This is a genomic window from Ochrobactrum sp. Q0168 (genome assembly GCF_016427605.1).
Classification (GTDB): domain Bacteria; phylum Pseudomonadota; class Alphaproteobacteria; order Rhizobiales; family Rhizobiaceae; genus Brucella.
Window position 1 is genome coordinate 211,177 of the sequence record NZ_JAELXQ010000004.1, and the last position, 24,328, is coordinate 235,504.

Sequence of the window (24,328 nt, forward strand, 5' to 3'; positions counted from 1 at the left end):
GGCGGCATCGTTTGTGCCGCCCGTATTCTACTTTATTTAGCTGCGGTTCTGTCCAGAACAAGATTGAGTTTCAGGACGTTGACCACAGCTTCGCCGAGAAAACCGAGCTCGCGGTCTTCCACGTGTTGTTCGACAATGCCCCGCAGCGCGGCTTCGCTGATGCCCCGCGCCTTGGCAACACGGGGTATCTGATAAAGCGCTGTTTCCGGCGAAATATGCGGGTCGAGGCCGCTGGCCGAGGTGGTCACGAGATCGATGGGGATCGTTGTGTCAGGCGTTGTCTGTTTCAAGGTTTCTGCCTCGGCCTTGATCCGCTCGATCAAAGCGGGATTGGTTGGCCCGAGATTGGAGCCGCCGGAGCTGGACGCATCGTAGCCATCCTTGCCGGCGGCGGATGGGCGACCGTGAAAATAACGGTCACCGGCGAAATTCTGTCCGATCAGTTCAGAACCGATGACCTTGCCGTCCTTCTCGATCAGGCTGCCATTGGCCTGCTGCGGAAAGATTGCCTGCGCGAGGCCTGTCATGCCGAGCGGATAGATGAACCCGGTAACCACGGTCAGCGCGACGATCATGACCAAGGCCGGACGAAGTTGCTTCAACATGGGTGAAAATCCTTATGCGAGGCTAAGGGCAATAATGGCCATATCGATGGCCTTTATGCCGATGAACGGAACGATAACGCCGCCGAGGCCGTAGATGAGCAGGTTGCGCGAGAGTAGGGCGCCTGCGCCAACGGCCTTGTACTTCACGCCTTTCAGCGAAAGCGGGATCAGCGCCACGATGATGAGAGCATTGAAGATAATGGCCGAGAGAATGGCGCTTTGCGGGGTGGCGAGGTTCATGATGTTGAGCGCGCCGAGCTGCGGATAGAAAGCCAGAAACATGGCCGGAATGATCGCGAAATATTTGGCGATATCGTTGGCGATGGAGAAGGTCGTCAGCGCGCCGCGCGTCATCAAAAGCTGCTTGCCGATTTCAACAATCTCGATGAGCTTTGTCGGATCGCTGTCGAGATCGACCATGTTGCCGGCCTCGCGGGCCGCCACGGTGCCAGTATTCATGGCGACACCCACATCGGCCTGCGCAAGGGCAGGCGCGTCATTGGTGCCGTCGCCGCACATGGCGACAAGCTTGCCCTTGGCCTGTTCCTCGCGGATTAGTGCTAGCTTGTTCTCTGGCGTTGCTTGCGCCAGAAAATCATCCACGCCCGCTTCCGCCGCGATTGCCGCTGCGGTCATGGGATTGTCGCCGGTGATCATGACCGTGCGGATGCCCATGCGCCGCAATTCGGAAAAACGCTCACGAATGCCGCCCTTGACGATATCCTTCAGATGGATGACGCCAAGCAACCTGCCGTCCTTGACCACGGCAAGCGGCGTGCCGCCAGCCTTGGCAATGGTGTCGGCGATGGCTTGCAGTTCGTGAACGTCTTTTACATCCGAAGTCGCGTGTTTCAGCACGGCATCCACGGCGCCCTTGCGGATGGACGAGCCGTCAATATCGACGCCGCTCATGCGGCTCTGCGCCGTGAAGGGCACGAATGTCGCATGGAGGTTCTGCATATCACGACCGCGAATGGCATATTTCTCCTTGGCCAGCACCACGATGGAACGACCTTCTGGCGTTTCATCGGCAAGCGAGGCCAGTTGTGCTGCGTCGGCCAGTTCCTGTTCGCTGATGCCGGTTACCGGCATGAAGGCGGTTGCCTGACGATTGCCGAGCGTGATCGTGCCAGTCTTGTCGAGAAGCAGAGTATCGACATCGCCTGCTGCTTCCACCGCGCGGCCCGACATGGCCAACACATTGAAGCGCACCAGACGGTCCATGCCCGCAATGCCGATAGCCGACAGCAGCGCGCCGATGGTGGTGGGGATCAGGGTTACAAACAAGGCAACCAGAACAATGACCGGGATGTAGCCGCCCGCATAGGTCGCGAAGCTTGGAATCGTCACCACGGCCAGAACGAAGATCAGTGTCATGCCTGCCAGCAGGATGTTGAGCGCGATCTCGTTCGGGGTTTTCTGACGTTCAGCGCCTTCCACGAGGCTGATCATCTTGTCGATGAAGGTTGAGCCCTGAGCCGCAGTGATACGCACCCTGATCCAGTCGGACAGGACTTGCGTGCCGCCGGTGACGGCGGAACGGTCGCCGCCGGATTCGCGGATGACGGGCGCGGATTCGCCGGTGATGGCGGCTTCATTGACCGAAGCGACACCCTCGATCACCTCGCCATCGGAGGGGATGATGTCGCCTGCTTCAACGAGAACGATATCGCCGACCTTGAGGCTGGTTCCGGGTACGGTTTTGTAATCGGTCTTGCTGTCGCCGTTCAGAAGTTTGGCCTGTGTTTCGGTGCGCGTGCGGCGCAGGGATTCCGCCTGCGCCTTGCCACGCCCTTCGGCAACCGCTTCGGCAAAATTGGCGAACAGCACCGTGAACCACAGCCACAGCACGATCTGGAATGAAAAGCCGACACTGGCCCCACCGGTCGCGATATCTTTTGCAAGCAGCACCGTGGTGAGGGACGAAACGACGGCCACGACGAACATGACCGGGTTTCGGGCGAGGCTTTTCGGGTTCAGTTTGCGGAAGGCATCGCCAACCGCCGGGATAAGGATGCGGGCATCGAGAATGCTCGCAGATTTGGACTGGCTCATAACGAGGCTCCAGTAGATGTTTTGCGAAGCGGACGCTCAGATCAGCCGGATGGCGAGAAACAGGATGAACATCACGGCAAGGATCGACAGAATGCAGTTCGACGGTTTCAGCATCAGAAGGTCTTTCCCTGGATCAAGGCGAGGTGTTCGGCGATGGGTCCCAGCGCCAGCGCGGGGAAAAAGATGAGCCCGCCGACAACCAGAATGACGCCGATCAGCAAGCCCACGAACAATGGACCATGGGTCGGGAAGGTGCCTGCCGATTGCGGGGCGATTTTCTTGGCGACCAGCGATCCGCCGATGGCCATGGCCGGAACAATGACGAGGAACCGTCCCATCAGCATGGCAAGGCCGATGGTGATGTTGTACCAGGGCGTGTTGCCGGAGAGGCCGCCGAAGGCCGAGCCATTATTGGCGGTGCCCGACGTATAGGCGTAGAGAATTTCCGAAAATCCATGGGGTCCCGGATTGGCAATCGAACTCAAGCCTACCGGAATAACGGCAGCGATTGCCGTGAAGCCAAGGATCGACAGCGGCAGGCAGAGGACGGCCAGCATCGCCATCTTGACTTCCTTGGCCTCGATCTTTTTGCCCAGATATTCAGGCGTGCGACCGACCATCAGGCCAGCCACGAAAATCGCCACGATGACAAACAGGATAATGCCGTAGAAGCCTGCGCCAACACCGCCAATGATGATTTCGCCGAGCATCATGTTGATCATCGGGATCATACCGCCGAGCGCCATCATGCTGTCATGCATGGCAATCACCGCGCCACAGGATGCGGCAGTCGTGACCACCGCGAAAAGGGCGGACATGGCGATACCGAAACGGGCTTCCTTGCCTTCCATATTCGCGCCGTCGATGCCGAGTGCGTGGATCAGCGGATTGCCGGCTGCTTCTGCCCAATAGCAGATGGCTACGCCTGCAACGAACAGCACGCCCATGGCCGCAAAGATCGCCCAACCTTGCTTTTCATTCCCGACCATGCGACCAAAGACATTGGTCAGCGATGCGCCAATGGCGAAGATCGCGACCATCTGGATCATGTTGGAGATGGCGTCGGGGTTTTCAAACGGATGTGCGGAATTGGCGTTGAAGAAGCCGCCGCCATTGGTGCCGAGCATCTTGATTGCCAGCTGCGAGGCAACAGGCCCAAGCGCGATGACCTGCCGCGCGCCTTCCAGCGTCGTGGCCTGCGCATAAGCGCCGAGCGTTTGCGGCACACCAAGCGCGACGAAGGCGAGCGTGATCGCGATGCAGATCGGCAGCAGGATATAGAGCGTGCAGCGCGTGAGATCGACCCAGAAATTACCGAGCGTTTTCATTGATTTGCGCGAGAAAGCTCGGATAAGCGCCATCGCGATTGCAACGCCCGTTGCAGCAGAGACGAAGTTCTGCACCGTCAGTCCGGCCATCTGGGTCAGATAGGACATGGTGCTTTCGCCGCCGTAATTCTGCCAGTTGGTGTTGGTGACAAAACTGGTGGCGGTGTTGAAGGCGAGGTCGGCGGGCACATTGCTCATGCCCATGGGGTTGAAGGGCAATACGCCCTGAAACCGTTGCATCGCATAAAGCAGAAGGAACCCGGCCAGATTGAACAGCAGCATGGCGGCGGTGTAGCTCGTCCAGTGCTGTTCCTCGCGCTCGCCAGTGCCCGCAAGACGATATAGCCCGCGTTCGACAGGCACGAAAACCGGCGAAAGGAATGTCCGGTCACCGTTGAAGACACGCGTTATATAGAAGCCAAGCGGCTTTACGAGCAGAATGATGATCCCGCAAAAAACGAGGATCTGTATCCATCCATTGATTGTCATGGTTTTTCCCAAGCCCCTATAGGGCCGCTATTCGCGGGTCGGTCAGAACCGCTCTGGGCGAATGAGCGCATAAAGAAGATAGATCGCGATGAAGATGGCGACCAAAGCGCCAGCGATATATTCGATCAGCATGTTACGGCCTCAAAGCTTTTCGCAGATGCGCAGATAGCCGAAGAGCAGAACGAAGAAGCCGATGCCGATTGCCAGGACGGCGATGTCCATAATGTCGTCCCCTTGCGGGGCTCCCTGTTGTGAAGGCTTTTGCCATGCAGGGATTATGTGACCTTACGGCATAGGGTTTCGAGACAGGGAAACGGGCCGCGATATAAAAATCTCATATAGAAAACGGGACAGCGCGCCATGGGTTCGCGGGCAGAAATTCGGTTGAAAATTTTTTGAAATCAGTTGGTTGCTGGTTTTTCAGAAGTTATCTGGCAATTCAGATTGAAGCGACTGCCCGGCCTGCCGCCCGCCCGGAGAATATACAGCCGCCAAGAAATGTGCCTTCCAGCGCGTTATAACCGTGATAGCCGCCACCGCCGAAACCCGCGGCCTCGCCTGCCGCATAAAGGCCGGGAACCGGCTCGCCATTCTCGCCCAGAACTGCCGACTGAAGATTGGTGTGCAGACCGCCCAGCGTCTTGCGGGTCAGAATATGCAATTTGACGGCGATCAGCGGGCCGTTGGCCGGATCGAGCAGCGCGTGAAGCGGTACAGCGCGTGTCAGCCGGTCACCGATATAGGCGCGTGCATTATGGATCGCCATGACCTGCGCATCCTTTGTGTAGCGGTTGACCACTTCACGATCCCGCGCTTCGATCTGGTCGCGAATGCTTCGCATATCGAGCAGTTTCTCACCGCTCAAATTGTTCATGCCTGCGACCAGCTCTTCAATCGTCTTGGCGGTTATGAAATCGGCGCCGTTGTCGATAAAAGCTTTGACGGGCGGCGGCGGGGCTTTGCCGAGGCGGCTTTTCAGCAGCAGTTTCCAGCTTTTGCCGGTCAGGTCCGGGTTCTGTTCGGAACCGGAAAGCGAAAACTCCTTGCGAATGATCTTTTCGGTCAGAATGAACCACGAATAATCATAGCCGGTGGAGAGAATGTGCTTGAGTGTGCCGAGGGTGTCGAAGCCGGGCAGATAGGGGGCCGGTAAACGGTTGCCGCGAGCGTCGAACCACATGGACGATGGACCGGGCAGGATGCGGATGCCGTGATTGGGCCAGATCGGGTTCCAGTTGCGCAGACCCTCGGTATAATGCCACATGCGGTCGGCATTGATGACGTGCCCGCCCGCTTCGACCGCCATATCGATGCCGCGCCCGTCCACATGGGCCGGAACACCAAGCACCATTTCTTTCGGTGGGTTGCCGAGCCTTTCGCGCGGCCATGCGCGGCGCACGCGTTCGGGATCGCCGCCAATGCCGCCGGACGTGACGATAACGTTGTCAGCGCCAAATGCGAATTCGCCAATCACCTCTCGGGAAGATGGTTGCCCGCGCTCTACCGTGGAAGGGGCCAGCACTTCGCCGAAAACGCCGGTGACACGTCCGTTTTCGGTGGTGATTTCATTGACACGGTGACGGCATTTCAGGGTCACAAGGCCCTTCGCCATTGCGGTCCGCAGCCGCTGTTCAAACGGTGCTACCACACCCGGCCCAGTCCCCCAGGTGACGTGAAAACGCGGTACGGAATTGCCGTGCCCATGAGCGAGCGCACCGCCGCGTTCGGCCCAGCCGACCACGGGAAACCAGCGCATGCCAAGGCTGCGCAGCCATGGGCGCATTTCACCGGTGGCAAATTGCAGATAGGCTTCGGCCCATTTTCGGGGCCAGAGATCTTCTGGCCGGTCAAACTGCGCCGAGCCGAACCAGTCTTGCGCAGCAAGATCGAAACTGTCCTTGATGCCAAGACGGCGTTGCTCCGGCGTGTCGATCATGAACAGGCCCCCCAGCGACCAGAAGGCCTGACCGCCGATGGAGTTTTCGCCTTCCTGCTCCAGCAGGATGACCGTTTTGCCCGCGCTGGTCAGTTCGTTCGCTGCGGCGAGGCCCGCGAGCCCCGCGCCAATAATGATCGCATCCGCATCAGCCATTCCCGTATTCCTCCCCGCATTTTGTGCGCATGGTGGCGGAAGCGAAGGCATCTGGCAAGAACTGGCGCAAGACCCTCAACCAAAGAAATACGGCATGACCCAATCGGCTATCAGCTTGATGGAAAGCCCGAACAGCGTCAGTTGCACGAGCAGGAAGAAGGGACCGTCAGGCAGAAGCCGGGTCAGTTTAGCACCGGCAAAAGTGCCGATCACTGCGGAAGGGATCAGCCAGAGGCCCATCGACAGATCAAGATTGGAAAACTGCTGCAACTGCCAGTATGGCACCAGCTTCACGGCGTTGACGATGGCGAAGAGGATCGTCGATGTGCCCGCGAAGACAAGCTTTTCCAGATGCTGTGGCAGCACATACATCTGAAAGGGTGGCGCACCGGAATGCGACACGAAACTGGTAAGGCCGGTGAGAATACCCCAGAAAATACCGCCCGGAACATCGGCCTTACGGGCCTTTCGGCGATAACGTGCGCCAACCCAGGCATTCAGGCAGAACAGAATGCCGACCAGCCCGACCAGCATGCCGATGAAGGTGGCGGAAAGGTGCGAGCTGAACAGCCAGCCGATGCCGACTCCGACGATGGCTGCTGGCGTGAGAATGGCGAGATTGCGCGCTGAATAATGATGCCGGTAGAGGTAAAGCCCGAACATGTCGCTGATAACGTAGATCGGCAGCAACAACGCGGCGGCGGTGACAGGCGAGATGACGAGCGCCATCAGCGGCACGGCGAGCGTTCCGACCGAGGGCAGGCCCCCTTTCGACATGCCGACCAGAAATGCCGCCGTAATAGCGACTGCCAGATAGAGGGGGGTATGTTCGATCATGCGCCAGCCGCTGTCAGGGATTGGCTCCGGGCAGGACAGCCCGGAGCGTTAAGAGCGAGGAGTTCGTGGCAGAAAATCAGGCGTGCGCCCATTCCCAATAGAGACTGCGGGCGCGCTTGGTGACAGCGCCGTAATCGAGCTTGCGATCATCAAAGCCGATGATCGGCACAACTTTGCTCATATTGCCGGTTGAGAAGATTTCGTCGGCCTGACGGAAATCTTCTATTCTGAGCGTTGTTTCGTGCACGGTCACGCCAGCAGCGCGCAACAGCTTGATGACGCGCTGGCGGGTGATGCCGTTGAGGAAGGTGCCATTCGGCACCGGCGTGAAGACTTCGCCGCCGCGAACCATGAAGATGTTGGAGGTTGCCGTTTCCGCAACATTGCCCAGCACATCGGTCACGATTGCATTGTGAAAACCCTTGGCCTTGGCTTCGAGCAGCATGCGGCCGTTGTTCGGATAGAGGCAGGCCGCCTTGGCGTTGACCGGCATGACTTCCAGAAAAGGACGCCGGAACGAGGTCGTGGTGATGGTAAAGCCCTTCGGCTCGACCATCGGAATGGCTTCTAGGCACAAGGCGAAATCGGTCGAGGAGGCGAGCGGCGCAACCGTGCTGCTGTCGCCTTCTTCGGCCCAGTACATGGGGCGAATATAGACATCAGTGCCGGGCGCGAATTTCTTCAGGCCTTCGAGGGCCAGTGCTTCAATGTCATTGGCCAAAAGCGTCGGCGCCAGCCCCAGCGCACGGGCGGAATCGTTGGCGCGAGCTGCGTGACGGTCAAGGTCCGGCGTGACGCCTTCGAACAGGCGCGCGCCGCCGAACACTGCAGAACCAAGCCAGGTCGCGTGCGATGCCGCACCCAGAATGCGCACGTCGCCTTCGCGCCACTCGCCCTTGTAATAGGTCCACATTGCTTTCGAGGCCTGCTTGTCGGTCATTTCTCAAGTCCTTAATTCGTTTGTCTTCCGACGGTAACCCATGGCACCGGCGAGCGTGATACGCTGTAGACTGCTGCTGATCTGTGTGGGAAGGGCGCAGTGGGCCGGTGAATTGCGATATCGTAGGATCGCTTGTCGGTGGAAACAAGCGGGAAGCGGGCAGGTTGAAAGAATATTATTCCGGGCTTCGCCAGATGCGGAGAAAACTTTCGATGGATGCATCGATGAGTTTCTGATTGACCCTTTCGTCGGGAGGGACGATCCCAAGCAGCAAGCGTGGGAATAGAAAGCCGTTTATGCTGCCCAGGAAAAGCATGGCCTGTGTTTCCGGGTCGGTGACATAAAATTCGCCAGCTTGGGTTTTTTCCTGCAGATATTCGATCATTTTGTTCAGAACCTGTCCGGTCTGGTCCGACCTGAGACTGACGCTGATTTCCGGAATGTCCTCAACAGCCTGAATCATGGCGCGCAGCAATTTAGCCATTGCCAGATCCAGAAAACTGTCCGCCACGATGCGGGCGATCACCGGGAGCAGAACTTCGGGTTCTGATTCCCAAGGTGCATTGTCCAAACGCGTATGAATCTGCTGGCGCAGATCGTCGAAAGCCGCGCGCAGAAGGGTTTGCTTGCTGCCAAACCGGTTATAAAGGGTCTGGCGTGTCAGACCTGCTTCTGCTGCCACCAGTTCCAGGCTGACAGCCGAACCGTGCTGGGACAGCATTTTTCGTGTGGCGTCGAGCACCGTTTCGGTACTCACATTCAATTTTCTATCCATGTTTCTCAGGCCCTCCCACGCCTCATGCGTTCGTCAAGAGACTGATATTACAGAAGATATTTTCACTTTACTGTAAAGTCAAATATGTTGAAGGCTAATAATTAACTCACAGTCTGTCGGGCCATGAGGTGGGTGGGTTAAATCCGGGATTAAGCGACGTATACCGCTGCGCCGCCCATCATACCAGCGCCTGCGGCGGTGAGCAGAAGCGTTTCGCCTTGTGCAAAAGCTCGGCTTTCATTGGCAATCGATAGCGACAGTGGAACCGTCGCGGCGGAGGAGTTGCCAAAGGTTGCGATTGTCCTGACTGTTTTAGCCGGGTCGATTCCCAGATTATGGGCGACCGCATCAAACATACGCGCATTGGCCTGATGCGGGATGAAGTGATCAATGCGTGCCGATTCGATTCCTGCTTTCTCAAGCGCATTTCTGGAAGTCGCGGTCATCAGATCGACTGCGCGGGAAAACACCTCGCGACCATCGCGCATCGTCATCAGAAACTGCTCTGGTGCCAAGCTGGGCGAAAAAGGCTGATTGCTGCCGCCGGATGGGATCGATATCAGGTCATAGCCGCTTCCGTCTGACGACAGATCAGCGGATAGGAGCCCGCGTTGCGGGTCTTCGTCCGGCACCAGTACGACGGCTCCTGCTGCATCGGCGAAGAGGACGGCGCTTGCGCGCTCAGCCGGATTGATACGGCGGCTCAGAATATTGGCGGCGACCACAAGCACGGGGCGGTCATGCGTGCGTACAAAGCAGTCAGCGAGGGTAAGGGCATAAAGAAAACCCGCACAAGCGCCCGCCAGATCAATGGCACCTGACCGCGCAAGGCCGAGCTTGTGAGCCAGCAGCGGAGCTGACGGCGGTAACAGATGATCCGGTGTCGAGGTGGCAAGCAATGTCAGCGCGACCTCTTCACGAGCGATGCCCCCATTATTCAGCGCCTTGTCTCCCGCCATGGCCGCAAGCCCGCTCAAGGTCTCGCCATCGCCTGCCCAATAGCGCGAGCGGATGCCCGTGCGACGTTCGATCCAGCCCGGTTCAAGACCGAGCTGTTGTTCGATCTCTCGGTTCTCCACACAACGTTCGGGCACGGCGTGGCCGAAGCCTGCCATGCGCGAGGAGCGGCACGGGCTCATTGTGGCTGCCCCGTCACGATGGATGCCACTTCGTCAATCGCGTCGTAAAGCGTGGTCAACTCCTCGCTGGTCACGCAATAGGGCGGCATCAGATAGATCACATTACCAAGCGGACGGATCAGCAAGTTCCGCTCTCTGAATAGCTTGCGCATATGCTGGCCGATTTCTGCAAGATAGCCGCCGGAGGGCACAACAATATCGAGCGCGGCAATGGTTCCCGCCTGCCGGATATTCGCAAAACGCCGGTCGCCTGCAAAGCGCGTCAGATTGTGTTCGTGAAACTCCTCAATGGAGCGAATGCGGCTTAAGACAGGCTCCTGTCGCCAGACATCAAGATTGGCGACGGCGGCGGCGCAGGCAATCGGATTGGCGGTATAGGAGCTAGAGTGAAAGAAGCTCTTTCGGCGGTCGGTCGATAGATGCGCGTCGAAGATCGCCGGGGTGCAGAGCGTTGCGGCCAGTGGCAAGGCACCGCCGGTCAGCCCCTTGGATAAGCACATAATATCCGGAGTAATGCGCGCCTGCTCGCAGGCAAACAGCGTTCCGGTTCTTCCCCAGCCGGTCATCACCTCATCGGCGATCAGCAGGCAGTCGAAGCGTTCGGCGATCTCTTTCAGAGCGGTCAGGAGCGCCGGGCGATAGGTTTTCATGCCACCCGCCCCGAGGACAAGCGGTTCGATCAGCAATGCCGCCACGTGGCCCGCCCTGCAATGTTGCTCGAACATGTCCAGTGTGCGCTGCTCGTTGCCCTTTTCGGGAAAGGGCAGCCGGTCGACGCCAAACAGCAAAGGTTCGTAGGCGGCATTGAACACGCCGCGCTCGCCGGTGGACATGGTGCCGATAGTATCACCGTGATAGCTGTGCTCCATCACGACGATACGGTCCCGTGCTTGGCCCGTATTGTGAAAATAGCCGAGCGCCATCTTCAGCGCGACTTCTACCGCTGTCGAACCGCTATCCGAATAAAAGACGTGCTGCAGGCCGGGCGGCGCGATTTCAATCAGCCCTTCTGCCAGTTGTTCGGCAGGCGCATGGGAATATTCGGCAAAGATGATCTGATCGAAGCTCTCCGTGGAGTCGCGGATTGCCTGCATGATTAGAGGGTGGCGGTGACAATGGGTAATGACCCACCAGGAGGAGATTGCATCGAGAATGCGCTTGCCGTTCTCGTCGATCAGATAAACGCCATCCGTCGAGACGATGCGCTGCATCTCCGGTTCCAGCGCATGCTGGGTGAAGGGGTGCCAGACGGTCTGCCGCTTCATGCGCACACCTCTGCGAAACTGCCGAGATCGAAATTCTCTTCAAAGGCGTGCATCAATGCGCCTTCGGAGAGTGACGGAAGCAATGGCAGACGACCGAGAACGCGCACACCGCTCATTTTAGCAATGATGCGCTGGGTTTCGGGGTTTTCATCACCGATGAAGGCAATGCCGCCTATGGGCGTGCGCCGATGCTTCAGCGCTTCGACGGACAGGAGCGTGTGATTGATCGTGCCGAGATTGGTCCGGGCGCAGACAATGACCGGGATTTGCCACTGCGCGAATATATCGGCAAAAACCAGCTGATCCGAAAGCGGCACCAGCAACCCGCCTGCGCCTTCGATCACCAGCGGTCCGTCGATTTCGGGGACAGTGAGTGCGTCGGCGGAGATTGCCGTGCTGTCCAGCGCTGCCGATTGATGGGGCGAAAGCGGTGCAGAGAGCCGATAGGCTTCGGGTAAAATGCGATTTTGGGGCAGGCCGGCGAGCTTTGCTACCGCTTCACTGTCGGTCTCCGCGTCGAGACCGGACTGCACCGGTTTCCAGTAAGAGCCGTCGAGGGCGGCGGTGAGCGCGGCTGAAAAGACCGTTTTGCCGATGCCGGTATCCGTGCCGGAGACGACGAAGCGCGTTGTCATGATCTGTCTTTCCCGATTGCTATGGAAAGCCGTTCGAACATCTGGCTAATCTGGCTTTCATTGACATTGAGCGTGATGGATAGTCTGAGCCGTGCGGTTCCTTCCGGCACGGTGGGAGGGCGGATCGCCCGGATATCGAACCCCTCGGCGCGCATCGTTTCGGCAATCCGCATGGCGCGACAATTGTCACCGATCAGGATCGGCACGATTTGCGAACCACTGGACTTCAGACCCAGAAGCGAAACGACCGGCGACCCGGCGAGGCCAGTCAGGTCTTGCAGTTGCTGGCGGCGCTGTGGTTCGTCTGCGATCACGCGCAATGCTTCGCGCACACCGGCTGCCATCAAGGGCGACGGCGCAGTCGAGTAGATGAAATTGCGGGCGCGGTTGACCAGATAATCGCCAAATATGGCGGGCAATTGAAGCAGCGCGCCGGACAGGCCCATCGCCTTGCCGCATGTATGCAGCACCAGCACATTGTCGCGATTTTCGAGGTCTGCCGCCAGCCCACGTCCTTGCGAGCCATAAATGCCCGTGGCGTGAGCTTCATCGATGACCAGAAATCCGTCATGGCGGGCTGCCAGTGCGGCCAGCTCTGCGATGGGGGCCATATCGCCGTCCATGGAATAGAGGCTTTCAACCGCAACCCACGGATGGCCTTTGCCGCCCTTGCGCCGCCAGTCCGTGATTGCCGTATCGAAAGCATCGACATCATTATGTCGTACGAAGACCGCGTCCGCCTTGCTGGATGAAATCCCTTCATGGGCGCTGGCGTGGATCAGTGCGTCACAGACGATCAGGTCACCGCGCCGCGGCAGGGTCGCGAAAAGCGCCGTATTGGCCGCGAAACCGCTGCCGAAATAGAGCACCTTTTCCGCATCGAAAAAGGCAGCCGCTTCACTTTCAAGCGCTTCATGCTCGGGGTGATTGCCACGCAGCAGCCGCGATCCGCCAGCGCCCGCCGGAACGCCGCGGTCGAGAGCATCAGCGATAGCGGCCTTGAGGCGGGGCGAATTGGCGAGGCCCAGATAGTCGTTTGAGGTAAAATCGACGCCCTGTTGCGGGGAAAGGCTGCGCAGGCGCGATTTCCGCGCGAGGCCCTCCAGCGTCGCCTGATAACGGCCCATGGCGGCACGGCTCAACGCGACTGCTCCAGGGACATCGGCTTTAGGCCGAGCCGCCGGAAAAGCGCGCTGTCGTGGTCTTCGCCGGGATTGTCGGCGGTCAGAAGCGTGTCGCCGACAAAGATAGAATTGGCGCCTGCAAAGAAGCAAAGCGCCTGCATTTCATCGCTCATATCGGTGCGCCCTGCGGAAAGCCGCACATAAGATGTCGGCATGAGAATGCGGGCCAGCGCGATGGTGCGGATGAAATCGAACGGGTCGATGGGCTCGGCATTGGCAAGGCGCGATCCGGGGATAGGGATCAGCATGTTGATCGGTACGCTTTCGGGCGGTGTTGGCAAATTGGCCAGCGTGACCAGCATCGAAATGCGGTCGTCTACGGTTTCGCCCATGCCGAGAATCCCGCCCGCGCAGACCTTGATGCCCGCATCGCGGACATTGGCCAGTGTTTCCAGCCGGTCTTCGAAAGTGCGGGTGGTGATGATCTCGGGATAGAAGCGTTCCGACGTGTCGATATTGTGGTTGTAATAATCAAGCCCGGCGTCGGAGAGGCGGACCGATTGTTCAGGCGTCAACATGCCAAGGGTCATGCAGGTTTCCATGCCCATTGCCTTGACGCCTTCGACCATGGCGACAAGCATGTCCATGTCGCGGTCCTTTGGACTGCGCCATGCCGTTCCCATGCAATAGCGTGTCGCGCCGCCTTCCTGCGCCTTGCGCGCTTCGGCAAGCACGCGCTCAACCTCCATCAGCTTCGAAGCCTTCAATCCGGTTGGATAATGCGCCGACTGGCTGCAATAGCCGCAATCCTCCGCGCAACCGCCCGTCTTGATCGAAAGCAGCCTGCTCATCTGAATGGCGTCGGGGTCAAAATGCTGCCGGTGAATTTCCTGCGCGCGGAAGATCAGCTGTATGAACGGTAAATTATAGATAATTTTAGCAAGATTGTGCGACTCGCACTGTTTCCCGCTTGAATCATTGTCCGGATTTTTGCGAATTATCTCATTAATCTCAATCATCTAGCCGAATATCCCTCTTTTAATAGATATGATTCCGAAATTATCTATATTTTATGAGGTCGTGACTGCGCAAGTCGCTAATGATTGTATCGTGGGGGAAGGTATTCCGTGGGAAGAAAAAAGCCGGTCGGCAGGAGGGCGCGCGCGGCTTGCACCGGCTACGGCCTGAAACGCGACGAAAGCAGCGAAGATCTGACGGAAGGTACAGGAATCAGCCAGCAGGCTGAAGCCGGAAAACCCCCGCGCATTGAAGCGCGGGGATCAAAGGGCATTACTTCACCCAAATAACGCGGCGCGTCTGCGGCTCCACGAGTGCCGGACGCTGATCGATATAGACGTAAGAATAATTCGGCTGGTCCGGGACGGCCACAAGCGGCACGTCCTCCGGGATCACCATGCCTTCCGTCACATCGCCTTCGATTGTGATCGGGTCGGTCGGATGGCTCTCGACGAAGGTCACGACATCATCCGGCACAACGGGCACGGGTGGTCCCGCATTGGGCGCTTCGTCATAATAGACGACCTGCCGGTTCTGCATCGAAACGATCACCGGTTCGCCATTAACATAGATATAGCCGAAGTCGGGATTGTCCGGGATGGGGCGCACGACAACGGCTTCCGGCACCACGTAGCCTTCAGCGATATCGTCCGGAATGACAACCGGATCCACCGGATGAGCGATGACATAATCACGTGCAGACTGGGGCACTTCGATGATGACAGCATCCTGCGCAACGGCCAGACCGGTTGTTGCAAGAAACGCCGCCGTTGTAAGAATAAGAGCCTTTTTCATTGCATAGTCTCACTTTCTGTCTTGCCCCGCAGCGGTGGATAAACCTGTACACGGGCAATCTGTTCCCTATGCGGCGTGCACAACATGCGACAGGCTGCAATATTCGGCCCCTCGCTGGTGGCCGGAACGTGCAAAAAAGCAAGCAAACAGGAAGCTAGGCGCGTGATGCTTCCTCGACGTTAAAGGTAGGTGAAATCGGGTTTCCGTTGCTACGGGCAAAAAATATTGGGCTTTGTTATAGTAATCGGGCGCAGTTCGGATTACTCACACTCATTCCCCTCAAGACAGACAGTCACCCGTTTCGGGCGGCTTAGAGTATGGCGTATGACCCCCAAGAGCCAAGGCTACTTCTTCACGATCCTCGCGGTGACCATTTTTGCGGCGCAGGACGGCATATCGAAATATCTTGGCACGCATTACTCGCCGATCTTCATCACGATGATCCGCTATTGGGTGTTCGCTATATTCGTCATTCTGCTGGCCATGCGGTCCGGCGGTATCGTCAAGGTCGCTTCCACGAAGCGTCCCTTTCTGCAGATCGTCCGCGGTGTGATACTGGCTGCGGAAATCGTCACCTTTATTTTCGGCCTCAGCCGGGCCGGAATGGCCATGGCACAGTCGGTCTTTCAGGGCGCGCCTTTGCTGGTCACCATGCTTTCCGTACCCTTTCTCGGCGAAAAGGTTGGCTGGCGTCGCTGGACCGCGATCATTATCGGCCTGTGCGGCGTGCTTTTGATCATCAATCCCGTCAATGCACATTTTGATGCAAACATCCTGTTTTCCGTCGCCGCGACCTTCATGTTTGCGATCTACGCCGTGGCGACGCGTGCAGTCAGCCGCGATGACGATGCTATGACCAGCTTCTTCTATACCGGGATCGGTGGTGTCGTGGTATTGACGGCAGTGGGTGTCTTCTATGTCGTCCCCATCGCGCCACATGACTGGTTCTGGATGGCGGCGCTCTGTGTTTGCGGCATTTCGAGCCATTATTGCCTTATCCGCGCTTATGACATTCTCGAAGCGGGCGACGTGCAGCCGCTGACCTATCTGCAACTGGTCATCGGCGCCTTTATCGCCACACTGGTGTTCCACGAAACTCTCACATGGAACGTGATCGCCGGTGCTTTCATTGTGGTTGGCGCTGGTCTGTTCTCCATGTTCCGGGAGCGGAGCCTGTCTCTTAAACGCACCACAAGCGCGACAACGCCGTGATCCATAGATGAATTCAAATTCCTACGCTTTCGACTGCGAAAAATAACGGGTTTTGTTGTATCAATCCGGTTATTTAGGGATTACTCAAACTCATTCCTTCAGGCAAATTTTCACCTGTTGCGGGCGGTTTTGAGTGTAGCGTATGTCCCCCCAGAGCCAAGGTTACTTATTCAAGATCGTCTCCGTGGCGATCTTTGCGGTGCAGAACGGCCTGTCGAAACATCTTGGCGCGGCTTATTCACCGATCTTCATCGCGATGGTCCGTTATTGGGTGTTCGCGGCGGTCGTCATTCTGCTGGCCATGCGGTCCGGAGGGATTGCCAAGGTGGCGTCTACGAAGCGTCCCTTTCTCCAGATTGCTCGTGGCGTCATACTGGCTGCGGGTGTTGTTACGGCCATTTTTGGTCTGAGCCGGGCCGGTTTAGCTATTGCTCAGACGATCTTTCAGAGTACGCCTTTGCTGGTCACCATGCTTGCCTCGCTATTTCTAGGCGAAAATGTCGGCTGGTCGCGTTGGATAGCGGTCATCTTTGGCTTATGCGGCGTGCTTTTGATCATCAATCCGGCCAATGCGCACTTCAACGCCAATGTTCTGTTCGCCGTGGCCTCGGCCTCGCTGTTGGCAATCTATGTCGTGGCAACGCGCGCGGTCAGCCGCGACGACGGCGCCATGACCAGCTTCTTCCACACCGGGATCGGCGGCGTCGTGGTGCTGACTGCGGTCGGCGTCTTTTTCATTGTGCCCATCGCGCCGCATGACTGGTTCTGTTTGGCAGCGCTCTGCATCTGCGGCATTGCCAGCCATTATTGCCTCATTCGCGCTTATCACACTGTTGAAGCCGGCGAATTGCAGCCGTTGACCTATTTCCAGCTGGTCATAACCGCTTTTATTGCAACGCTGGTGTTCCACGAAACACTGACATGGAACGTTATCGCTGGTGCTTTTATCGTCGTTGGCGCTGGCCTGTTCTCTATGTTCCGTGAGCGAAGCCTGTCGCTCAAGCGCACCGCAAGCGCGACGACGCCCTGATCCAAAAATGAATCCGAGGTCAAATTCTCTTGAGCGGCTTTGTTTCGCCGCGATCTGTGATATATGCCTCGACGGTCAGCAAGATTGTTTATTGCTCGCAGTTTCTTTTGAGCCGACCGTCATTTGCGGCATGGATATCTCCCAAAGGCGCGCACCACCTTTCCCGGATGAATAAGCCAGGCTCGTGAATTTCCGCCATCAATGTTTGACGGCGGTCGCCCGTTTATTGCCGCTGAGCTGGAATAGCCATGAGTATCAGCCTCGAGAGCCAGAGTTCAACCGCCGGAGCCACCGCTTCGGAGGGCAAGAGTAATTTTCGCATCATTGCACTGATCGTCGCCAGCGCCATGCTGATGGAACAGCTCGACGCGACCATTCTGGCCACGGCATTGCCGACCATGGCACGCGATTTCGATGTCGGCGCGCCTTCTATGAGCGTTGCCCTGACCTCCTATCTGCTCAGCCTTGCAATTTTCATCCCGGCCAGCGGCAAGATCGCCGACCGCTTCGGCACGCGCACAGTTTTCCGGTTCGCGATTGCAATCTTCATTCTGGGCTCCGTGCTCTGCGCGCAGGCGCCGAACTTGCCCTGTCTCGTGGCGGCCCGACTGCTGCAGGGCGCTGGTGGCGCGATGATGCTGCCGGTTGGGCGTCTGGTGCTGATCCGTTCTGTTGAGCGCAAGGATCTTATTGCTGCCATGTCCTGGATGCTGGTGCCAGCCCTGATGGGACCTATCCTTGGGCCACCGCTTGGCGGTTTGTTCGTGACATATCTGGACTGGCGCTGGATTTTCTACATCAATGTCCCCATCGGCATTCTCGGCATGGTTTTCGTGTCGCTCTACATCGGCGAATATAAAAGCGAAACGCGTGAACCGTTCGATTTCGTGGGTCTGATCCTCTCTGGGATCGCGCTCGGTGCCTTGCTGTTCAGTCTGGAAACGGCGAGCAATCCCGAGGGCGGAAATTTTGCGCTGAAACTTTTTGTCGTCGGTGTGGTCTTCGGTGTTGCCACCATCGTTCATTCCCGCCGTCATCCTGCGCCGATGCTCGACTTTTCGCTGATGCGGATTGAAAGCTTCGGGACATCGATGATTGCGGGGTCGATCACCCGCATCACGCAGGGCGCGCATCCTTTCCTGCTGCCGCTGATGCTTCAGATCGGTTTCGGCCTGTCGGCGGTGGCGGCGGGCAATATGGTGCTTGCGACTGCGCTCGGCGCGCTGGCAATGAAAGCCTTTGCACCGCGGATCATCCGGCGATTTGGTTTTCGGACATCGCTGGTGGTCAACGGCATCTTCTCCGCGTGCAGCTACGCGATCTGCGCCTTTTTTACCCCGGAATGGCCGCACTGGCTGATCTTCATCGTGCTTGCCATGTCGGGGTTTTCAATGTCGTTCCAGTTTACCGCCTATAACACGGTGGCCTACGACCGGGTGGATGCAAAGCGCATGAGTTCGGCCAACAGCTTCTATTCGACCTTCCAGCAGCTCATGCTTTCAGTCGGGGTTTGCGTGGCGGCGCTCGTTCTTCATGCATCCATGAATCTGCATGCCCGCGAAGTGCCCGTCATGTCCGATTTTTCGACAGCTTTTCTTGTCGTTACCGGCATTTCGCTGACGGCAACCTTCTGGAACCTGCGCTTTGCTAAGAATGCTGGCGAGCAGATGCGGGGCAAATAAGCGGTTATGGCAAAAGCCTCTTTGCGTAAATTTATAGGCAAGAGGATTTTTGTTGAGCGCTGAAACTCATTGAAAAGATTGAAGATAAAGCAGTTGTTACGCTCTGTTTATGCAGGAGTGGCTTGCGCGGAGAAGTAAAGAATTTCCACGTGGCGTGCGCGGGGCTTAAGAATTTGATCTTAACTTAAATAAGTAAGTATCGATTCTTTGCCATTCTGCCGCTAAACTCCCCGCCCAATATGGGCAAGAGCACATGTCGAACGCTGCAAAACGCGGATTTCAGGCAGACTGTGCGTGAAAATAAATGGTTGAGGCGCTGATCCGACATTGTCGGATCGACAAGCGTTTTAAGGGGGCAGAGCTAATCTTGGAGCTAGACCAGAACACGCTATTTTTCGCGGCGGGCTTATGTTTGCTTGCGGTGGCGCTGACGATTTTGAGCGTCTGGTATCAGAACCGGATGGACAAGTTCCTGCTCTGGGGCTGCCTGGGCATGATTTTGCTCGGCGCGGGTGCCGTGCTCAATTATTCGGGTCTTCTGGCTCTGGTTCCGTCACTGGTGATCGCTTTCAGCGTCATGACTGTGGGCTTCGTTCTGCTGTTTTTCGGGGCAAGGCAGATATCTGGCCGACCGGTGAACAAGAAGCATCTCGTCGCGTTTTCGGTCATAGCGATTACTGCAGTTCTGGTGCCGATTGTCTCTGGCTCTGCCGGTGTTGGCATCGCGCTGTTTAACTTTGTTTCGGCCTTCTTGCTGCTCATTACAGCAAGGGAATACGTATCGGTCTATGAGGAAGCGCCTGTTCCTGTGGTCGGGATGATGACGCTCTATCTGCTGACGGCCATATCGTTTTTACTATGCGGTTCCGTCATCGTTTTTGGGCGGCAATGGACGATGATCAGCCTGCCGAGCAATCTGGCTGAAGATTTCAACGCCATCATGGCGATCATCGGCATTACGGGGATTGGGGCACTGTCGCTGACCTTTACGCAGTCGCGGGTGGCCCGCCGCCATGCCAACGAAGCGCGCACGGACAGCTTGACAGGATTGCTCAATCGCCGGGCGCTTTACGACAGTCTGGCGGTCGACGTGATGCGCATCGGCGATTCCGTCGTTGTGTTCGATTTGGATGCCTTTAAGTCGATCAATGATAACCACGGTCATACAGTGGGAGATCGTGTATTGCTCGAATTTGCGGCCATCATTCGGTCCCATGCCGGGCAAGGGGCGCTGACTGCCCGCATAGGCGGCGAGGAATTCGTGCTTATTCTGCGACAGATTTCCAATGTGAATGTTCTCGCGCTCGCCGACAAAATACGCAAGGCTTTTGCTTCTGCCTCGTTCGACACGATGCAAGCTCCATTCAGCACCACCACCAGCGCGGGTATCGCCTTTCTCACGGCGGCAGATGCCGGGTTTGAGACGGTGTTCCGTCGCGCCGACGCGGCGCTTTATCGCGCCAAGGATTTGGGGCGCAACCGTATCTGTACGGAATTGCAGATCGTGGCCTGATTGTGCTCCCCACGCTTCATGAGATCATCAAGGATAGACGGCATGCTGGTAGATGGAAAATGGACTGAAGACTGGCAGCCAGTCCAGGCCAAGGATGAAAAAGGCGGCTTCGTGCGCCAGATTTCCGGCTTCCGCAGCTGGGTCACCCCGGACGGTAGCGCGGGACCGACCGGCGCGGCGGGTTTCAAGGCGGAAGCCGACCGCTACCATCTCTATGTCGCCTATATCTGCCCCTGGGCCTCGCGCACGCTGATCGCGCGCAAGCTGAAAGGGCTGGACAAGCTCATTTCGATCTCAGTCGTCGAGCCTGCTCTGACCGATCAAGGCTGGCGCTTTGGTGACTATCCCGGGTCCAACCGCGATAGTCTCAATGGTGCAACCTACATGCACGAACTTTATACGAAGGCCGATCCGCACTATACGGGACGCGCCACCGTGCCGGTGCTTTGGGACAAGCAGACGAAAACCATCGTCAACAATGAATCCGCCGACATCGTGCGGATGTTCAACACCGGTTTTGGCGATCTCGCCAATAACGATATCGACCTTTATCCAGAGCCATTGCGCGTCGACATCGATGCGCTGAACGAGCATATCTATCCAAGCCTGAACAATGGCGTTTATCGCGCAGGTTTCGCCACCACCCAGATTGCCTATGACGAAGCTTTCCGTGATGTTTTCCAGACGCTTGATGAGCTTGAGGCGAGGCTTTCGGGCAATGGGCCGTTCCTGTTCGGCGAACAGTTCACAGAAACCGATATTCGGCTCTTCGTTACTCTGGTTCGCTTCGATGCAGCCTATCATGGCCTGTTCAAGTGCAATCTGCGTCGGCTGATTGATTACGCGGCACTCAATGCCTGGCTGACGCGCATTCTGGATATTCCCGGCATTCGCGAAACGGTCAATATCGATCATATCAAGCGCGGCTATTATTCCATCAAGGCGCTGAATCCCACAGGTATCGTGCCGCTTGGCCCTGATTTGCCGGGACTGGACCCGGTTGATGTTTGAAAGCGGGCGGACCCGCTTCCCGTCCGTCACATGAACAGGAGATCGACCTGCGCCTCGAACATGGTGGCCGTGTCGATCTGGTTGTCCTGCCCGAGAAGGCCGTTATGGACGATGCCCATCCATACGGGCGCCGTAAGCAGATGCGGATAGGTTTTCAGGATCGTGTCTTTTAGCTCCCCGCGTTCGGCGGCGACGTCGATCAACCATCGTATCCGATCCAGAAAAGGCTCGTAGACTTCGGTGCGATAAACTTCCGTGAGATAAGGAAAGGCATGGCCTTCGGCGAGCACAAGCCGCGCGACGGTCGCACGCCCCTTGTCCTCAATGGTCCGCATCACCGGGATCATCGTTCGTTTGCAATAGTCGGACACGCGCTCATCCGCTCTGATTGGAAAATTTTCAATCTCACCGAGGGGGTTGGTCACGATATCACGGACGATGCCCGCGAAGAGATCTTCCTTGGTGTCGAAATAGCGATAGGCCGTCCCCTTGGCGAGGCTCGCACGCTCGGCGATGCCCGCCATGGTCGCATTCGCGTAGCCCTTGTCGAGAAACTCCCGCATTGCGGACCGGATGATCTGTTTACGGGTGCGCGCCGTCTTCTCCGGGCTGGGGCCACGCGTTCTGGGGGCTTTGGTTCCCGTGCGAGGCTGAGCCTTCTGCGCTTGAACGCGATTGGTCTTCGCATTGCTGACCATGGCTGTCATCCTCTCGTCATTGCGTAGTCATGTCAAAGCAGCTTGCGGAGCGGTTCTCCATTTGAATTGATGGTTGCTGCGATTGCTTCATAGATAAGTTGTTACGTATTACGCCACACAAGGCCATTGCACTTTCTTGCTGGAAATACTTTACGTGCGATATTGTGACTATTTGCAATTGAAAGAATTTCGGTAATCCGACAATTTCGTGGCGTTGTTTGATAGACTTCGGATTTTGTGGGAGGTTTCTGTAAAAACCATTATTTTATTAAATGGATATTCGCTTCGATCGAAGATTAAAGGATAATATCCGCTGTCGGGACCAAATGTAGAATATGGATTTACACCAGCGCGATGATGTAAAATTTTGGTTCGGCGGCTCTCTCTCAGAAGCTTGAATCGCAATCCGGAAAAAACCATTCAAATTTTTCAACAGGGCGTCAACGTTATGGAAAGCTGTCTTACTATAGCGGTTGAATTAATATATATGTTATGCTTTAATTTCAGTAAAAATAAACGGAAATTTTGTAACGCATATCAATTGTTTCATAATTGAACACAGGGGTGCGAAGTAATGAATCGCCGTGATGTTTTGAAACTATGCGGACAGTTGGCTTTTACCACAGTACTTCCGAGGGTTGCGATGGGAGCAACGGATCAAAATGATCCGTCCTATCTGCCTGCAACCGAATTATTGACGAAATTTCGACAAGGCATACTATCCCCAGTTGATGTGCTCGAGGCTCAAATCAGGCGGATCGAGAGTTTAAACGAAGAAATAAATTGCGTTACGTATAGGCATTTTGATGAGGCGCGCGCCGCCGCGCGGGAGTCGGAACAGCGTTATCGAGCTGGCAATCCTCGTTTTCTGGACGGGCTAACCGTTGCTGTCAAAGACGAATACGCGGTGAAGGGCTGGGTAACCACGATGGGATCTCTCCTGTTGAAAGACGCTCCGCCGGAAGTTGCTGATGGTCCGATTGCCGAACGACTGCGCGCGGCTGGTGCTATCTTTCACATTCAGACAACAGTTCCAGAATTTTACAGTTGGGGGACAACTGCAACACGCCTTTGGGGCGTGACGCGTAATCCGTGGAACTTGAAATACACGCCTGGAGGCTCGTCCGGAGGATCAGGTGCTGCTTTAGCTGCTGGCTTTACGACATTGGCTCTTGGTTCCGATATGGGAGGTTCGATCCGAATTCCATCTTCGCAGTGCGGCCTTTATGGGTTCAAACCGCCCTTTGGGCGGATACCGACCAGCGAGATTGCCTATGAAACCGACGGGCCAATGGCTCGAACATTTGGCGATCTCAATCTTTTTGCCCAGACGATGGTTGGGCCTCATCCCGATGTGCATTCGTCGCTGAACCCCCGCCTCGAATTCCCTGCAACCTATGACGCAGTCGCTGGCTGGAAAATAGCGATCGACTATGGAACAAGTCTGGCACCTATCGATCCTGCAGTAAGGGCTGCCATGGACAATGCAGTGAAGCATTTTAGAGAGCTCGGCGCTGAAGTCCAAACGATAGACATCGGCTTTCAGCCGAGTGACGTTGATGCTTTTTTTTCGGGCCTGTTCTCGACTGCTATGGGTGCAATGCTCACACCTGCGCTCGCCCAGCCCGATAAGTTGACCCCATACGTCAAGGCAGTCCTCAAGCGCGTAGAGGGTAAACTCGGTCCAGATGCTTTGGCGACCGCTGAGGAAGATTTGAATAAGTACCATAAGCGGGTACAGGAAAATGTTTTTGGTAAGGGTTACAAGGCGCTGCTTATGCCCACGTTAGCGACCCCATTCATTCCAGCCGAACACGGCTTGAATCCCGAAAAAGACACGGTAACAATTGGCGATAAACAGGTCCAGGGCTTGGGCTTTGTGTTTACTTGGCCCTGGAATTTGCTGAATCGATATCCGGTTGTTTCGGTGCCCGTAGGGCTGGGCCCCCAGAATATGCCGATCGGTATGCAGATAATAGCGAATACGTTTGACGATTTGAGCGCCTTCCAATTGGCCGCCGCCCATTCGTCTGCATCTTTGCTCTACTCCGGACAGAATTTCCCGCAAATGTAAGTGTAGGGCAGT

22 protein-coding genes are annotated in these 24,328 nt (G+C 56.8%); 7 read left to right on the forward strand and 15 right to left on the reverse strand.

The window, feature by feature from the left end:
* Positions 1–32: 32 nt before the first annotated feature.
* The 13 genes from kdpC to bioB all read right to left on the reverse strand — a co-directional run bounded on the left by kdpC (position 33) and on the right by bioB (position 14,294).
* Entirely contained in the window at positions 33–605 is a 573-nt protein-coding gene (gene kdpC / locus JAU75_RS10650) for a potassium-transporting ATPase subunit KdpC (RefSeq protein ID WP_199056501.1), read from the reverse strand.
* A gap of 12 nt (positions 606–617) precedes the next feature.
* Positions 618–2,660 (reverse strand): potassium-transporting ATPase subunit KdpB, encoded by a 2,043-nt coding sequence (gene kdpB / locus JAU75_RS10655; RefSeq protein WP_199056502.1) that lies wholly within the window; start codon positions 2,658–2,660, stop codon positions 618–620.
* A 113-nt stretch (positions 2,661–2,773) separates the two neighbouring features.
* The gene (gene kdpA, locus JAU75_RS10660) at positions 2,774–4,477 is read right to left on the reverse strand and encodes a potassium-transporting ATPase subunit KdpA (protein ID WP_199056503.1); all 1,704 of its coding nucleotides are present in this window, start codon (positions 4,475–4,477) and stop codon (positions 2,774–2,776) included.
* A 42-nt stretch (positions 4,478–4,519) separates the two neighbouring features.
* Positions 4,520–4,609: a K(+)-transporting ATPase subunit F gene (gene kdpF / locus JAU75_RS10665; protein WP_078336841.1), complete on the reverse strand. Its 90-nt coding sequence runs from the start codon at positions 4,607–4,609 to the stop codon at positions 4,520–4,522.
* Positions 4,610–4,916: 307 nt separating this feature from the next.
* Positions 4,917–6,569, reverse strand: a complete 1,653-nt coding sequence (locus tag JAU75_RS10670) for an FAD-binding dehydrogenase (protein ID WP_199056504.1) — start codon at positions 6,567–6,569, stop codon at positions 4,917–4,919.
* A 75-nt stretch (positions 6,570–6,644) separates the two neighbouring features.
* The gene (locus tag JAU75_RS10675) at positions 6,645–7,406 is read right to left on the reverse strand and encodes a sulfite exporter TauE/SafE family protein (protein ID WP_199056505.1); all 762 of its coding nucleotides are present in this window, start codon (positions 7,404–7,406) and stop codon (positions 6,645–6,647) included.
* Between the two features lie 76 nt (positions 7,407–7,482).
* Positions 7,483–8,346, reverse strand: coding sequence for a branched-chain amino acid aminotransferase (locus tag JAU75_RS10680; protein ID WP_199056506.1), 864 nt, complete (start codon positions 8,344–8,346; stop codon positions 7,483–7,485).
* A gap of 175 nt (positions 8,347–8,521) precedes the next feature.
* Entirely contained in the window at positions 8,522–9,121 is a 600-nt protein-coding gene (locus JAU75_RS10685; protein WP_199056507.1) for a TetR/AcrR family transcriptional regulator, read from the reverse strand.
* Positions 9,122–9,270: 149 nt separating this feature from the next.
* Positions 9,271–10,260 (reverse strand): beta-ketoacyl-ACP synthase III, encoded by a 990-nt coding sequence (locus JAU75_RS10690; protein ID WP_199056508.1) that lies wholly within the window; start codon positions 10,258–10,260, stop codon positions 9,271–9,273.
* Positions 10,257–11,525 carry an adenosylmethionine--8-amino-7-oxononanoate transaminase gene (locus tag JAU75_RS10695; protein ID WP_199056509.1) on the reverse strand — a complete coding sequence of 423 codons (1,269 nt, stop codon included), beginning with the start codon at positions 11,523–11,525 and terminating at the stop codon, positions 10,257–10,259. Before JAU75_RS10695 ends, JAU75_RS10690 begins: the two co-directional genes overlap by 4 nt.
* Positions 11,522–12,160 carry a dethiobiotin synthase gene (gene bioD, locus JAU75_RS10700; protein ID WP_199056510.1) on the reverse strand — a complete coding sequence of 213 codons (639 nt, stop codon included), beginning with the start codon at positions 12,158–12,160 and terminating at the stop codon, positions 11,522–11,524. The genes JAU75_RS10695 and bioD overlap by 4 nt, the downstream gene beginning before the upstream one ends.
* Entirely contained in the window at positions 12,157–13,302 is a 1,146-nt protein-coding gene (locus tag JAU75_RS10705; protein ID WP_199056511.1) for an 8-amino-7-oxononanoate synthase, read from the reverse strand. The genes bioD and JAU75_RS10705 overlap by 4 nt, the downstream gene beginning before the upstream one ends.
* The gene (gene bioB / locus JAU75_RS10710; protein ID WP_371836155.1) at positions 13,299–14,294 is read right to left on the reverse strand and encodes a biotin synthase BioB; all 996 of its coding nucleotides are present in this window, start codon (positions 14,292–14,294) and stop codon (positions 13,299–13,301) included. Before bioB ends, JAU75_RS10705 begins: the two co-directional genes overlap by 4 nt.
* Before the next feature lie 117 nt (positions 14,295–14,411).
* Between bioB and JAU75_RS10715 the strand changes: the two genes are divergently transcribed.
* Entirely contained in the window at positions 14,412–14,591 is a 180-nt protein-coding gene (locus JAU75_RS10715; protein WP_199056513.1) for a hypothetical protein, read from the forward strand.
* Here JAU75_RS10715 and JAU75_RS10720 read toward each other — a convergent pair.
* Positions 14,575–15,096, reverse strand: a complete 522-nt coding sequence (locus tag JAU75_RS10720) for a DUF1236 domain-containing protein (RefSeq protein ID WP_199056514.1) — start codon at positions 15,094–15,096, stop codon at positions 14,575–14,577. The two genes, JAU75_RS10715 and JAU75_RS10720, sit on opposite strands and share 17 nt — an antisense overlap.
* A gap of 324 nt (positions 15,097–15,420) precedes the next feature.
* Between JAU75_RS10720 and JAU75_RS10725 the strand changes: the two genes are divergently transcribed.
* The 5 genes from JAU75_RS10725 (at position 15,421) to JAU75_RS10745 (ending at position 21,544) form a co-directional block, all read left to right on the forward strand.
* Positions 15,421–16,308: a DMT family transporter gene (locus tag JAU75_RS10725; RefSeq protein WP_199056515.1), complete on the forward strand. Its 888-nt coding sequence runs from the start codon at positions 15,421–15,423 to the stop codon at positions 16,306–16,308.
* A 142-nt stretch (positions 16,309–16,450) separates the two neighbouring features.
* On the forward strand, positions 16,451–17,338 hold the full coding sequence (locus tag JAU75_RS10730) for a DMT family transporter (protein WP_199056516.1): 888 nt from the start codon (positions 16,451–16,453) through the stop codon (positions 17,336–17,338).
* A gap of 248 nt (positions 17,339–17,586) precedes the next feature.
* The gene (locus JAU75_RS10735) at positions 17,587–19,020 is read left to right on the forward strand and encodes an MDR family MFS transporter (RefSeq protein ID WP_199056517.1); all 1,434 of its coding nucleotides are present in this window, start codon (positions 17,587–17,589) and stop codon (positions 19,018–19,020) included.
* Between the two features lie 367 nt (positions 19,021–19,387).
* Positions 19,388–20,533 (forward strand): GGDEF domain-containing protein, encoded by a 1,146-nt coding sequence (locus tag JAU75_RS10740; RefSeq protein ID WP_199056518.1) that lies wholly within the window; start codon positions 19,388–19,390, stop codon positions 20,531–20,533.
* 42 nt (positions 20,534–20,575) lie between these two features.
* Positions 20,576–21,544, forward strand: coding sequence for a glutathione S-transferase family protein (locus JAU75_RS10745; protein WP_199056519.1), 969 nt, complete (start codon positions 20,576–20,578; stop codon positions 21,542–21,544).
* Positions 21,545–21,570: 26 nt separating this feature from the next.
* Here the strand turns inward: JAU75_RS10745 and JAU75_RS10750 are convergent, their stop codons facing one another.
* The gene (locus tag JAU75_RS10750) at positions 21,571–22,242 is read right to left on the reverse strand and encodes a TetR/AcrR family transcriptional regulator (protein ID WP_199056520.1); all 672 of its coding nucleotides are present in this window, start codon (positions 22,240–22,242) and stop codon (positions 21,571–21,573) included.
* 574 nt (positions 22,243–22,816) lie between these two features.
* Between JAU75_RS10750 and JAU75_RS10755 the strand changes: the two genes are divergently transcribed.
* Positions 22,817–24,316, forward strand: a complete 1,500-nt coding sequence (locus JAU75_RS10755; RefSeq protein ID WP_199056521.1) for an amidase — start codon at positions 22,817–22,819, stop codon at positions 24,314–24,316.
* Positions 24,317–24,328: the final 12 nt, after the last annotated feature.

What these genes read in the sequence shown, in the direction of transcription:
- kdpC (WP_199056501.1), bottom strand. Translation starts at nt 605, where the DNA reads ATGTTGAAGCAACTTCGTCCGGCCTTGGTCATGATCGTCGCGCTGACC.
- kdpB (WP_199056502.1), bottom strand. Translation starts at nt 2,660, where the DNA reads ATGAGCCAGTCCAAATCTGCGAGCATTCTCGATGCCCGCATCCTTATC.
- kdpA (WP_199056503.1), bottom strand. Translation starts at nt 4,477, where the DNA reads ATGACAATCAATGGATGGATACAGATCCTCGTTTTTTGCGGGATCATC.
- kdpF (WP_078336841.1), bottom strand. Translation starts at nt 4,609, where the DNA reads ATGCTGATCGAATATATCGCTGGCGCTTTGGTCGCCATCTTCATCGCG.
- JAU75_RS10670 (WP_199056504.1), bottom strand. Translation starts at nt 6,569, where the DNA reads ATGGCTGATGCGGATGCGATCATTATTGGCGCGGGGCTCGCGGGCCTC.
- JAU75_RS10675 (WP_199056505.1), bottom strand. Translation starts at nt 7,406, where the DNA reads ATGATCGAACATACCCCCCTCTATCTGGCAGTCGCTATTACGGCGGCA.
- JAU75_RS10680 (WP_199056506.1), bottom strand. Translation starts at nt 8,346, where the DNA reads ATGACCGACAAGCAGGCCTCGAAAGCAATGTGGACCTATTACAAGGGC.
- JAU75_RS10685 (WP_199056507.1), bottom strand. Translation starts at nt 9,121, where the DNA reads ATGGATAGAAAATTGAATGTGAGTACCGAAACGGTGCTCGACGCCACA.
- JAU75_RS10690 (WP_199056508.1), bottom strand. Translation starts at nt 10,260, where the DNA reads ATGAGCCCGTGCCGCTCCTCGCGCATGGCAGGCTTCGGCCACGCCGTG.
- JAU75_RS10695 (WP_199056509.1), bottom strand. Translation starts at nt 11,525, where the DNA reads ATGAAGCGGCAGACCGTCTGGCACCCCTTCACCCAGCATGCGCTGGAA.
- bioD (WP_199056510.1), bottom strand. Translation starts at nt 12,160, where the DNA reads ATGACAACGCGCTTCGTCGTCTCCGGCACGGATACCGGCATCGGCAAA.
- JAU75_RS10720 (WP_199056514.1), bottom strand. Translation starts at nt 15,096, where the DNA reads ATGAAAAAGGCTCTTATTCTTACAACGGCGGCGTTTCTTGCAACAACC.
- JAU75_RS10725 (WP_199056515.1), top strand. Translation starts at nt 15,421, where the DNA reads ATGACCCCCAAGAGCCAAGGCTACTTCTTCACGATCCTCGCGGTGACC.
- JAU75_RS10730 (WP_199056516.1), top strand. Translation starts at nt 16,451, where the DNA reads ATGTCCCCCCAGAGCCAAGGTTACTTATTCAAGATCGTCTCCGTGGCG.
- JAU75_RS10735 (WP_199056517.1), top strand. Translation starts at nt 17,587, where the DNA reads ATGAGTATCAGCCTCGAGAGCCAGAGTTCAACCGCCGGAGCCACCGCT.
- JAU75_RS10745 (WP_199056519.1), top strand. Translation starts at nt 20,576, where the DNA reads ATGCTGGTAGATGGAAAATGGACTGAAGACTGGCAGCCAGTCCAGGCC.
- JAU75_RS10750 (WP_199056520.1), bottom strand. Translation starts at nt 22,242, where the DNA reads ATGGTCAGCAATGCGAAGACCAATCGCGTTCAAGCGCAGAAGGCTCAG.
- JAU75_RS10755 (WP_199056521.1), top strand. Translation starts at nt 22,817, where the DNA reads ATGAATCGCCGTGATGTTTTGAAACTATGCGGACAGTTGGCTTTTACC.